Origin of the sequence: Paenibacillus albicereus (assembly GCF_012676905.1) — a bacterium.
Classification (GTDB): domain Bacteria; phylum Bacillota; class Bacilli; order Paenibacillales; family Paenibacillaceae; genus Paenibacillus_O; species Paenibacillus_O albicereus.
Genome location: NZ_CP051428.1, coordinates 1,680,326 through 1,693,663, shown reverse-complemented (window position 1 = coordinate 1,693,663; position 13,338 = coordinate 1,680,326). Strand labels below are relative to the sequence as shown.

2 protein-coding genes are annotated in these 13,338 nt (G+C 65.7%); both read right to left on the bottom strand.

Annotated elements, in window-relative coordinates; translation table 11 throughout:
• Positions 1-222 precede the first annotated feature (222 nt).
• Positions 223-4,587, bottom strand: coding sequence for a bifunctional 2',3'-cyclic-nucleotide 2'-phosphodiesterase/3'-nucleotidase (locus tag HGI30_RS07370; protein ID WP_168907034.1), 4,365 nt, complete (start codon positions 4,585-4,587; stop codon positions 223-225).
• Between the two features lie 293 nt (positions 4,588-4,880).
• A complete protein-coding gene (locus HGI30_RS07365) occupies positions 4,881-13,334 on the bottom strand; it encodes a glycoside hydrolase family 94 protein (protein WP_235680356.1) in 8,454 nt (2,817 codons plus the stop codon).
• Positions 13,335-13,338: the final 4 nt, after the last annotated feature.

Here is a 13,338-nt window from a genome sequence, read left to right as displayed (position 1 = left end):
CCGTTTCGTTAGATTTCTGACCCTATCTTTTTGGAGTCGATAGCGCTTCTCTGTTTCGTTAGATGGTTGGAGGCGACCGTGCCCGGCTGATGAATTGCGGATGCCCCGGCATCCGTTTCGGCTGTTCCGCTCCTGCCCCTCGCAGCCAGTCCCCGAAAACGCGAAAAAGCTCCGTCCCCCGAAGGGGAAACGGAGCTTTTTCTGCTTGCGGATCATGCTCGCTTAGGAGACTTGGCCGAGCATGCGGTCGAGGATGACCGCCGCTTGAGCGCGGGTCGCCAAGCCTTTCGGCGCGAACGTTCCGTCGCCCATGCCGTTCAGCACGCCGGATTGAACCAGCTGAGCGACAGCGTTTTGAGCGTAGGAGCCGATTTTCGCCTTGTCCTTGAACTCGGCCAGCGCCTCATTCTTGTCGACAGCTTGATCCTTGCCCGCGTACTTCATGGCGTTGGCGATCATGATCGCCATCTCCTCGCGGGTCACTTCGCGGCTCGGCTCGAATTTGCCGTTGCCGCTGCCTTGCACGAGGCCGGCCTTGACGGCGGCAGCGACGTAGCTGCTGAACCAGGCATCCACCTTGACATCCTTGAAGGAAGTCGAGGAGGCGGTCAGGTCCAGCTGCAGAGCGCGAGCGATCATCGCGATGAATTGAGCGCGCGTCACTTCTTCGGCCGGAGCGAACTTGCCGTCGCCCATGCCGTTGAGGATGCCGAGAGCGGCCAGCTTCTGGATCGCAGCGGAAGCCCAAGCGTACTTGGCGATGTCGCTGAAGTCAGGAGCGGCGCTTGGCGCAGGCGTAACCGTCGGAGCCGGTGTCGCGCTCGGCGCAGGCGTCGCGCTTGGCGAAGCGGACGGGCTTGCCGAAGGCGTCGGCGACGGAGTCCATGGCGTCGGCGTTTCGACCGGAGTCGTCGGTGTCGGTGTCGGCACCGTGCCTTCTTCTTTCACGTTCGTGATGCGTCCTTCGATCTTGGCGGTGATTTGCTTGCCGCCGAACGTCTTGACGACATAGTCGATGAAGGAATCCAGATCGATCGGACCCGGCACGACCTTGCTCGCTTCGGTCAGCACCTTGTAGTTGTCGCCGCCAGCGGCCATGAAGTTGTTCACCACTGCCGTGTACGTCTTGCCGTCTTCGATCGGCGTGCCGTCCGTCAGCGTAAGCTTCGTGACGCGCTCTGCGACCGGCTTGTACATCAGAGCGGTGTACTTGAGTCCGGAGATTTGCAGCGTCTTCGTATCCGGCTTGCCGTCTTTCATTCCCCATTGCTGCTCCAGGAGCGTCTTGACTTGCTTGCCTGTCAGCGTCAGCTTCATCAGCTGGTTGCCGAACGGCTGGACTTTGGCCAGATCGCCATAAGTGACGTTGCCTTTCGGCAGATCGGCACGGATGCCGCCCGGATTCATGAAGGCGAAGTCGGCGGAAGCTTGTCCGTCCTCGAAGTTCGTGAAGCGCATCGCATCGGCGATCAGGTTGCCGAGCGGCGCCTCGTTGTTGTAGGCGTCCGTGCGGACGACCGAACCGTCCGTCGTGCCGACCGGCTGGGTCAGCTCCGGATGCAGCGCCAGATATTTGTTGACGAGAGCGACCGTATCCGCATCCGGCGTCTTGCCTTCGTGGAAGGTCGACGTTACGATGGCGGACTTTTCTTTTACGTCACCCGTCGCAGCGTCGATGACGAGCTTGATGTCTTCGTAAGCCGAGCCGTAGGAGTAGGCTTGGACGATCAGCTTGCCGTTGACTTCCTGGTTGGCGAGAGCATGGTCGTCGCCCGCGACGATGACGTCGATCGGAGAATCAGCCGGAAGAGCATTGGCCAGATCGACCGCTTCGCCTACCGTCGTGCCGCCGGATGTCTTGGCCGGATCATGCGCCAGCACGATGATGGTTTGAACGCCTTTTTCTTGCAGTTCTTTCGCATAGCCGCTGACAGCCGCGACTTCATCGGCAGCGCTCAGGAAGCTTACGCCTGCCGTCCCAGCCGGAGATACCTTGCTTGGAGTGGCTTTCGTGACGAGGCCGATAAAGCCGATCTTCACGCCGCCGACTTCCTTGATGACGTAAGGTTGGATCAGCGGTTTTTTCGTGCTTTCCTCGATTACATTCGCATTGACGTAGTCGAAGTCGACGCCGCCATGCACGATGGTTTTGTTCTTCGGATCCGCGCCGCCGTACAGCTGCGCCTTCAGGGCGTCGATGCCTTGGTCGAACTCATGGTTGCCCAGGGAGCCGATGTCGAACTGCATCATGTTCAGCCATTCCAATGTCGGCTTGTCGCGCTCCAGCGACGAGACCGGAGCGGATGCGCCGACGGAGTCGCCGTTATGGAACAGGATGGTCGGCTTGCCTTCCGCCGCATATTTCGCGCGGGCTTCCTTCAGATAGGTCGCCAGGATGGCTGCCGTGCCTGCCGGCTTGCTGCTGACCGTAGAGACGGTGTCCAGCTGTCCATGGAAATCATTGATGCCGAGCAGGTGGACTTCCACGTCGGAAGTGGCCGGCACGAATTCCTTCTTCAGCTTGCCGAGCTTGAAGATGCCGAAGCCCTTTGCATTGTTCGCGCCGGTATAGGTGATGCCCGCCGGGAGAACGGTCGCCGCTTTCGGCGTCGACGTGAACGTCACGTTGATATTGCCTTCGATCGGCTTCAGCGACCAGTTCTGGTCTGCCGTCGGGTTGATCGTGCCGTTCTCCTTGATGTAATCCATCAATACTTGACGGTTCTCTTCCTGGGAGTCGACGATCATCTGCGCGCCTTTGACGCCCGGGAAGCTGCCGCCGCCGCTCGCGCGGTAGTTGTTCGTCACGACGATGAAGTCCTGGTTCAGATCAAGCGGCTGATCGTTGTAGGTCAGCTCGCTGACGCGGCTTGAATTCTCGTTGATCAGCTTGCCGTTCGGATCGTATTTCGCAGGTTTCGTCAAGTCGTATTCATAGTTGACGCCGTCGATGATGTCAAAATTGTACACTTGGAACGCCGGGTTGAGGATGGGCTGTTCCGTGGTCTTGCGAGGGCTGATCGTGTTGAACGCGCCGGCGCTCATCTCCAGCCATTCCTTGACGACGGAGCCCTTGACCTTGATCGCCTTGAGCGTATTGTCGTACAGGTACAGGTCGCTCGCGCTGCGGATCGTGAGATCGCCGGCGGCGATGTCCGTATACTCCTCCGGACCGTTGCGTCCCGCCTTGAACGGCGCGCCGACGCTCAGGATCGGAAGATCCTTGTAGACCGTGTCGCTTACGGCTTTCTGGACGAACCACTTTTGAGCGTCCGTCACGGCTTGCACCGTCGGATCGTCCTGCACCATCGCGAAGAAGCTGTTCATCGGAGCGCTCGTCGAGCCGAGCTTCTCGCTCGTATAATTAATCGTCGCGTTGTGGGCAGCTGCAGCGAGCTGCTGTACCTGAGGATCAGGAGCGACCGTCGAGGAGTTCGCCTTGTCGACCGTTTTGAAGATCGACTTCGTCGAGGCTTTGGAAGCGGACTTGTCCACCGTCCACTCGCTGCCGCTTTGCACGATCTTGAGGTCGATCAGACCGATATTGTTGCCGCCGTAGCCGGCTTGCACGGCAGGCGTGCCGTTGATGCGGCCGTTGACATTGTCGACCTTGACGCTCGCCGTGTTGTATGGAGCCTTGGTCGAAGGATCCTTGAAGCTTGCGTCGAGGGCATCCTCTGTCGCCGCAGGGAAGACTTTATGGGAGTGGGAGAACGTCACCGCATCGATGCCCTCTACCTTGGTCAGGGCATTGATCGCGTTCTCTTCGCCTACGCCTTCCGGAGACGTCGCGTCGAAGCCGGAATGCGCCAGGGCGATGACGACGTCCGCGCCTTCCGCACGTACGATCGGAGCGAATTTGGCGGCGGTCGTGCTGATGTCCTCCGTGTAGACCTTGCCTTCGAGATTGACCTTGTCCCACTCCATGATCTGCGGCGTGACGAGGCCGATCAGGCCGACCTTGATCGTCTGCTCGTTCTGGTTGGAGTCGAGGACTTTCTTTTCAAGGATGACATAAGGTTTAAACGCATTTTCATCGTTGGATTTGTCGGTGTCGCCGTCAACCTTGTAGATGTTGGCGTTGACATAAGGGAAGGCTGCGCCGGGCAGGTTCTTGTAGACGCCTTCCGCGATAGTGCGGTCGAGGAAGTCGAGGCCATAATTGAACTCATGGTTGCCGAACGTGGCTGCATCGTACTTGAGGTAATTCATGACGGCCATCATCGGATGCATCGCTTCGGCATTGCTCATCAGGTCAGACTTCTTGGCCATGTACGTGCCGAGCGGAGTGCCTTGGATGAGGTCGCCGTTGTCGACGAGGAGCGTATTGCCGTTGCGGTTCTCTTGAATCAGCGTCGCGGCCCGGTCCATGCCGACCGTAATCGAGGCTGCGTTCTTGAAATAGTCCCAGCCGTATACGTTCGTATGGACATCGGTCGTGCTCAGGACGCGCAGGTCGATCGTCGCGTCCGCAGCGGCCTCCGCCGTTCCCGTGAACAGCACGGCTCCGCCTAGAACCTGCGCGGACAGCACGGATGCCGCCAGCACGGAAGCGGTCGGTTTGTTCCAATTCGGCTTCCATCTCATAAAGTGATGAGTCCTCCCTTTTTGTTTCTTGCTTCGACATTATACCAACAGCAGAAAATAGAAAATCATAGAAATCATAAAATATTGGTTGAGGTTATGTAAAGAAAAATATCATACTGCTAAGAAATAAGTCGAAAGTGAATAAAAATCCATTTTCATACAAGGAATAAATAGTGATGAAAACCTCTGATTTCACATTCAGAAAGCAATCAAATCGCATCAATTCAAGAAAAAAACAGCCTTGCAACGCTTCAAAGCGTTGCAAGGCCGTTCAATCGCCTTTGAACCGATGTTCAATTTTTATGCACCGTTGCCATGTCAGATTCCGTCACGCGACGCTCCAGCACCAAGGTGACGCGGTGAACGCCGCCGTCCTCCGGCAGCGGAATCCGCGCCGCCTCGCCCTCGCCGGCGGCCTCGCCAGGCGATCCTCCGCTGCGGACGACGACCGCCTCCGAAGCGCGGAGCCGATGCGGGTTGAGCACGCGAATCTCCAGCTGCGTAGAACCGTTGCGGTAGCGGATCGCGTACGAAGGCCATTCCGCCGGAATGCGCGGGCGCACGATCAGCTCGCCGCCTTCGCGGCTGAGGCCGAGGATCCACTCCAGCCCGGCCTGGTACATCCATCCGGAAGCTCCGGTGTACCAGGTCCAGCCGGCCTTGCCGCCGTAGGTATCGGTCGTATAGACATCCGCCGCCATGACGTACGGCTCGCCGCCGTAGCGGAGCACGTCGCCGGTCGACTTGGCATGGTGGACCGGGTTCAGCAGGCGGAACAGCTCCGCCGCCTTGCCGCCTTCCCCGAGCTCGCTCCAGGCGACGATGCTCCAGATGACGCCGTGCGTATACTGGGCGCCGTTCTCGCGCAGGCCGGGAGGATAGCCTTGGATGTAGCCCGGCGTCGGCTCGGTCTTGTCGAAGGCCGGCGTCAGCAGCCGCGCCAGCATGAGGCCGCGGTCGACGAGCTCCCGGTCGAACGAGCCCATCGCCTTGCGGGCGCGCTCCGGCGGAGCGCCGCCCGAGATGACCGACCAGGACTGCGCGATCGCGTCGATCCGGCATTCCCGGGCTTCGTTCGTGCCGATCCAGACGCCTTCGTCGGTGCAGGCCCGGCGATACCATTCCCCGTCCCACGCATGCTCGTTGATCGCCGCCATGATCCGCTCGCGCTCCTTGCGGTAGTGGGCCGCGCGAACCTCGTCGCCCATCCGCAGGCAGACCGGCGCGAACTTCTCCAGCACGACGCACAGGAACCAGCCGAGCCAGACGCTCTCGCCCCTGCCCTCGTCGCCGATCGAGTTCATGCCGTCGTTCCAGTCGCCGATGCCCATGAGCGGGATGCCGTGGCGGCCCGCGGTCAGCCCTTTCTCGATCGACCGCACGCAGTGCTCGTACAGCGTTCCCTCCTCGCCCGACAGCACGGTCGCCTCGTAGCGCTCATGCTCCTCCGCGGTCAGCGGAGCGCTCGTCAGGTAGGGAGCCTTCTCGCCGAAGACATCCCAGTCGTCGGTGAAGACCGCGTAGCGGGCTGACGCGTAAGGGAGCCAGAGCAGGTCGTCGGTGTACTTGGTGCGGATGCCCTTATGCGTCTCTTCATGCCACCAGTGCTGCACGTCGCCCTCCTGATACTGATGCGAGGCGTTGAGCAGCAGCTGCCGGCGGGTCAGGTCGGGCCGAGCGTGGAGCAAGGAGAGCGAGTCTTGCAGCTGGTCGCGGAAGCCGTAAGCGCCGCCGGCCTGGAAAAAGGCGGTCCGCGCCCAGACGCGGCAGCTCAGCGCCTGGTACAGCAGCCAGCCGTTCAGCAGCAGGTCCATCTCCTTGTCCGGCGTCTTCACCTCGATGCCGCCGAGCAGCTCCTGCCAGTGCGCCTCCGAAGCCGGCAGCACGGACGCGCAGGCTTCGGGCGAAGCATACTTGCGCGCCAAGGCGAGCGCTTCTTCCCGCGTCCCGCCCGCGCCGAGCACGACGTACAACCGCCGCTCCTCGCCCGGAGCGAGCACAAGCTCCCTCCGGACGACGCCGCAGCTGTCCGCCGCCGTGCCGGACCGCCCCCCGAGTGACGGCTGGCCCATCCCGGCGGGGCAATACGGGCCGTGTCCGCGGCCGATGAACTCGCGTCGGTCCGAGGCATGGCTCGCTTGCATGGCGCCGGACCGCGCCTCGTCCGCCGTCACCATGAGGAAAGCCTCCGCCTCGCGGAACGTTTCCTGGTAGGCGTTGCGGGCGAGCAGCGCCTCCGCCTCCGCATCCCACTCCGTCGCCACCGCCCGGACGCCGTCCGCGCTGACGCCGAGCACCCAGGCGCAATAGGCGGTCGCCGACAGCCGGCGCGGCCGATCCGAGTCGTTGCGCAGCCGCAGCTCCGTCACCTTGACCGGGTCCTGCGGATGCACGGCGACGCTCGCCTCCTGCGTCAGCCCCTCCATGCGGGTCAGCAGGCGGGTATAGCCGCGTCCATGCTCGATGCGGAACTCGCGCTCCTCGCCCGGGGCCGGGGAGGCGGTCCAGAACTTTCCGCTGTCTTCGTCGCGCACGTAGACGAGCTCTCCGGCCGGATCGACGACCGGATCGTTGGACCACGGCGTGAGCTTGAACTCCCGGCTGTTGCTGAACCAGCTGTAGCCGGTTCCCCGCTCCGTGACGAGCGTGCCGAAGCGCGGATTGGCGATGACGTTGCTCCACGGCACCGGCAGCGGCTGCCCCGGACGGAGCCGGATGACGTAGTTCCCGCCGTCCGGACGGAACCCGCCCCAGCCGTTGAAGAACAGCAGCTCCTCCTCCGGCTCCAGCGGCTGCGCCGCGATGCCCGTCCGCTTGCGGGTCGCCAGCGCGGATTTGTCCCAGTCGACGAGCTGCAGCGCGAACGCGTCAGGCGGCAGGCCGACGACGTCCCGCTCGATCTCCGAGGATGAAGCCTGTCCGGTCCCTTCCATTAAAAGGTCGCGATTCGAATCATTCTTTCGTTCCGCTTCCGAAAGGACGACCCGCAGCTGAGCGCCGAGGCTCGGCCCGTCCGCTCGCAGCCGGACGCGCGCCGCCGTCTCGAGCAGCAGCAGCTGCTCCTCCGCCAGACGCGACGAGGCGATCGGGAACAAGCCTCCTCCCACCGTGTACGGCGGATACGAGACCGCCGCCTGCACCGCCAGCTGCAAGGCGTCCTGCAGCTCCTGCTGGTAGCCTTCGCCGCTCTCGTTCAACAGCACGAGGTCGAAGGCGATGCCGAGCCGGCGCAAGTACCCGTGTCCGTTCACGAGCCTCGTCGCGAACGGCATGTCCGCGACGTCCTCGATGCGCAGCAACACGATCGGCAAGTCGCCGGACAGGCCGAGCGGCCATAGGCCCGGCTGGCCGAGGCGATTGCGGCGGATCGCTTCGGCGCGCTCCTTGGCATGCGGCGGGGCGTACAGGATCCGCCCGGCCAGCTGCTGCATCGCCGCCGCTTCGGCCCCGTCCAGCCGATGCTGCCGCAGCGCGATGGCGCTGAGCGTCCAGGCAAGCTCGAACGCGGCTTCCGGCTTGCCGGGAGCGAGCAGCTCCCGCACGAGCTGCAGCGCTTCGCCGCGGGAGGAGGCGAGTCCGCTCACTGCGGTCAGCACGGTCCGTCCTCCCGGCTCCAGCCGCAGCTTGCGGCGCATGACGAACGCGGGGTCAAGCACCGCGCCGGTCGATCCGCCCAGCTTCTCGTCGGCGCATCGCGGATCGGCGAGCGAGTGGCCGCGGCCGATGAACTTGGCGCGGTCCGTCTCGTATTCCCCCGGTCCGACCGCCTCCGGTCCGGCATGCAGCAGATGCACGGCCCAGAGCGGCTTTTCTTCCTGCGAGCGAGGACGCCGCCAAGCGAGCAGCGCTCCGCTCGCGTCGTCCCGGGACGTCTGCACGAACAGCTTGCTGAACGCCGGATGCGCGTCGTCGACGGAGGGCGGCGCGAGCGCCAGCTCCACGTACGTGGTCACCTCGAGCAGACGCGTTTCGCGGCTTGCATTTTCCAGCGTCAGCGTCCGGATCTCAGCCGCATGCTCCGGAGCGACGACGATCGCCATCTCGCAGCTGACCCCGCCCTCGCTCCGCTTGAACTCCGCCCGGTCGAGCCGGAAGCTCGCGCTCGCTCCGCTCCCTTCGCTGCCGACCGGATAGAAGCTCGGCGACCAGAACAGGCCGCCGCTGAGGTCGCGGATGTAGACGGCCGGACCGTAGGCCGGCTCCAGCGCGTCCTCCCGCCAGCGCGTGAAGGACAAGCCGTCGCTCCGCAGCTGGCCCGAGCCGTCCGCCGTCACGAAGGACGTGAACGAGCCGTTGGAGAGCACGCAGACCTCCGGCACGGCCGTCACCGGATGCTCGAACGTCCGCGCGCCTCGGCTCTCCTCGGCCGGGGCCGTGCGGGAAGCTCCGGAGCGAAGCGCCTGCGGCGCGATGACCGTCGCCTTGTCCGGCAGCCGCTCCTGCAGCAGCAGCTCCGCCGCCTGAACGCGCGGATCGGCATGGAACCGGTCGACCATCGAATCGTCCAGCAGCAGGTTGCCGAGCGTCATCAGGCTCATGCCTTGATGATGCGCCATGAAGCTGTGCACGACCCGGAAGCCGTCGCCGTCCGGCAGCCGCGACGGCTGCAGGTCGACCGCCTCGTAGAAGCCGTACTTGCCCCTGGCTCCCATGCGTTCGAAGCGCTTCAGGTTGTCCATCCCTTCGACGGGGTCCCAAGGCAGCGCCATGACCGCCGCGTACGGGGCGAGCACGAGCTCCTTGTCCAGGCCGCGCTGGAAGCCGAGGCCCGGCACGCCGAACGCGCGGTACTGATAGTTCATGTCATAGTCGAAGGCGTAGTAGCCCGATTCGGAAATGCCGTACGGCACGTCCTTGGCCCGGGCATAGTCCTTTTGCCGCTGCACGACCGCCCGGTACGTGCTGTCCCACAGCGAGCCGCGGTACGTGCGCATGAGCAGCGCCGGCATCAAATACTCGAACATCGTGCCGGACCAGCTGAGCAGCGCCGGCCGGCGTCCGACCACCGTGAGCGAGCGGCCGAGGCGGAACCAGTGCGACGCGGGCAGCTGGCCCTGCGCGATCGCCAGGAAGCTCGCCTGGCGCGCCTCCGAGGCCAGCAGATCGTACAGGATATCGTCCCGGCGATCCTGATCGGCATGGTAGCCGAGCGCGAGCAGCTGCGCCTCGCTGTTGTAGAGCGGCCGGAAGTCCGTCTGCGCGGCAAAGGCGTCGAGCCGTTCCGCCAGACGGGCCCCCTGCTCCGTCCACGGTCCGCTTTCACGGGAAGCGTACTCCTCGACGCCGGCCTTGGCCGCGATCAGATAGGCGACGAGGTTGCCCGAATCGACCGTCGAGACGTAGCGCGGATGGAGCGGCTGCAGCGTCGACGTATCGTACCAGTTGAACAAATGCCCGTGCCAGCGCTCCATCCGTTCCAGCGAATCCATCGTGCGGCTCATGCGCTCGACCATCTCGCCGCTGGAGATGAAGCCGAAATCGCGTGCCGTCACCGTGCAGGCAAGCATGAGCCCGATGTTCGTCGGCGACGTGCGCCGCGCGACTCCCCGATCCGGCTCGAGCTGCACGTTGTCCGGCGGCAGCCAGTGGTCCTCCTCGCCGGCGAAGTCGGCGTAATAGCTCCAGATCGAGGCCGCGAGCGCCCGCAGCTCCTGGCGGTCCTCCGCCTGCAGCCTCGGCTGCTGCTCGGACGGACGGCCGTTCAGCAGCAGCGCGGCAAGCGGCGCGGCGAGCCATGCGGCGGCCAGAGCCGCGCTCAGCGCGAGCAGGCCCGCCGGAGCGGCGGCCAGCCATGCAACTGCCGGCACGAGCAGCGCCAGCAGCGAGCCGGACGCGCGGAACGCCAGCAGCCGGCGGTCGGACGCGCGCTCGATGTCGGCGGCGCTTTTCCACTCGAGCAGCCGGCGGCGGCTGATGCCGGTCCGGTAGAGCGTGCGCGCGATCGCATCGGCCATCAGCGCCGTCTGGTACGGAAGCAGGACGAGCAGCAGCGCGGACTGGAGCACCGCCGCTCCGAGCCGGCCCGGATGGCGCAGCACGTACGCCGGAGCGGCGAGCGCCTGCAGCACGGGCAGCAGCGCCGTCAGCAGCGCTGCGGCGAGCAGCGCCGCGCGGGAGCCTGCCGACAGCAGCGGAGCGAGCAGCGCGATCAGGTACAGCGCGGGCGGCGCGAGACTGCGGCGCAGGTTGTCGACGATCTGCCAGCGCGTGATCGGGCCGAGGTCGACCGGGCGCGGCGTGCCCGCGCAGTCGCGCACCTGTCGCTTCAGCCAGCAGAGCAGCTGCCAGTCGCCGCGCACCCAGCGGTGCAGGCGCAGCTGCCAGGCGCGCAGGCTCGCCGGATGGCTGTCGACGAGCTCGATGTCGGACAGCAGCCCTCCCCGCAGGAAGCCGCCCTCCAGCAGGTCGTGGCTGAGCACGGTATTGTCGGGGATGCGGTCGCTCAGCAGGCGGCGGAACAGCCCGGCATGGAAGATGCCTTTGCCGGTGAAGATGCCCTCGCCCACGCCGTCCTGGTACGGGTCCGACACGGCGAAGGCGTACGGATCGATGCCCGGCGTGCCCGCCCAGAGCGCGGCCAGCCGCGAGGACGAAGCGCTGTCGCTGCTGATCGCGACGCGTGGCTGCAGCACGGCATAGCCTTCCTTGACGCGGGTTCCGGCCGCGTTCAGGCGCGGCGCGTTGTACGGCAGATGCATCGTGCCGACCATGCGCTGCGCGCTGCCGATCGGCAGCTGCGTGTCCGCGTCGAGCGTGATGACGTAGGCGATGCGTCCATAGACGGACGCGTCGGACTCGCGATAAGCGTACGTCGTCCCGTCTTCGCCCGCGAGCAGGCGGGCGAGCTCGACGACTTTGCCGCGCTTGCGCTCCCAGCCCATCCAGACGCCCTCCGCCTCGTTCCACACGCGCCGGCGCTGCAGCAGATGGAACGTCGTGCCGCCGGCTCTGCCGTACTTGCGGTTCAGCCGCCGGATCTCCCCGGCGGCGAGCTCGACAAGACCGGCATCCTCGTCCGCATGCTCCTCGCCGGCATCGGGAAAGTCGCCCAGCAGCGCGAAGTGGAACCGGTCGTCCCGATTGGCGAGATAGTGCAGCTCCAGCCTGCGGGCAAGCTGGCGCACCTCCTCGCGGGTCGACCAGATGACCGGGATGACGATGAGCGTGGACGCCCCTTCCGCCACCCCCTCGGCAAAATCGTAGCGCAGCAGCGGCCGGGTCGGCATCGTCCGGCCGATCGTGCCGTGCAGCAGGGTGACTGCCCATTCCGATGCGGGCAGCAGGAGCAGCAGCGCCGCTCCCAGCCATGTCCATGCCGTCCAAGCCTCCATCGAAGCTCCGCGGACGAGCAGCAGCAGCACCGCCGCGCAGACGGCGAACAAGCCGGCCAGAAGCGCCAGGTAGACCGCGCTGCGGCGGCGCAGCAGGCCCGTCTCCGGCAAGCGCCGCGAGCGGACGGAGCTGCAGATTTCGCTGCACAGCCGATGCCGGCCTTCCGGCTCGAGCAAGTAGTAGGCGGAATAGGCCGCACGCGGCGGCAGGCCGGCGGCCGGGTCCTCCTGCCGCCCGAGCTGCGCCGCCGAAGCGGGCGGCGCCTCTGCGCCGGACGGCTCATGCGGCGCGTCGTCCGCCGGCAGCCTGCCGCCGCCCGCCGTCGCCGGACCCGCGCCGTCGCGGCCGGCCGGCCGGCCAAGCGCCTGAAGCTCGAGGCCCGCTCCCGCCGGCTGCTCCTGAGCCTGCGCCAGCGCCTCGCCCGCGAGCCGCACGGCATGCTCGGCCACGAGCTTCTCCGGCAGGCCGAGCCTCGCCGCCGTCCGGGCGGCCGCGCCGCGCAGCGTCGCGCGGCTCTCGGCGTCGAGCCGCGGATACATGCCGCTCGCCTCGCCGCGCAGCACGCGCTCGGTCACGCTGAGCTCCTCGAGCAGCCGCTCCCAAGGCGTGCGCTCGGCCGCACGCAGGCTGCCGATGAGACGGCCCGCCTGCATCTGGTAGCTCGCTTGCAGGCGCGTCTCGAAGGCGTTCAGGCGGGCAAGGCTGTCGCTGCCGTTGTCGAGCCGAAGCAGTAGCCAGCGCCGCACCTCCTCAGAATCGTCCGCCCACTCCCGCAGCCGGGATACGAGCTGCGCGACGACGGCCCCGGACAGCGCGATGTCGCGCCCGGCCCGGTCGAGCGCCTCGGTCACAGTCAGCGGATCGGGCCGGCCTGTGGCGGAGAGGGCGGCGCGCAGGATGCGTTCGGCCGCCATGCAGGCGTCATGCCGCTGCTCGACCTCGCGGAACACCTCCGAGAGGCGGCGGAACAGGCAGCAGCGCAGCGCGAGCGGCAGCGCCCACGTCTCGGCGATCGACAGCACGGATGCATCCTGATAGGCATCGAGATAAGTCCGAAAAGAAGCGGGATCGTACTGGCCCGAGACGGCGTCCAGATAGCCGTCGCAGACGGCTTCGGCTCGCGTATGGCCCGATCGCCGGATCCAGGGCAGCCGGCTCAGTCCCCCTTGCCGGAGCTCCTGCTCGGCATGATAGCCCTGCTCCTGGATGAATTCGGCATGGTCGAGTAGCCATTCCGCCGCAGGCTGGACGCAGCCGTCCTCCCCGCTCGCGCGGAGACGGTCCGCGAAGCCGGTCATCGAGGCGAGCTGCCGCCCGAGCGCCTTCCTCTGGCGGACGGGCGAGCGCCCTCTCGCCGTGTCGTGGGTCAAAGCAAGCTCCCGGGCCGCCTTGATTATCAAATCCATAGTCGTCATGATT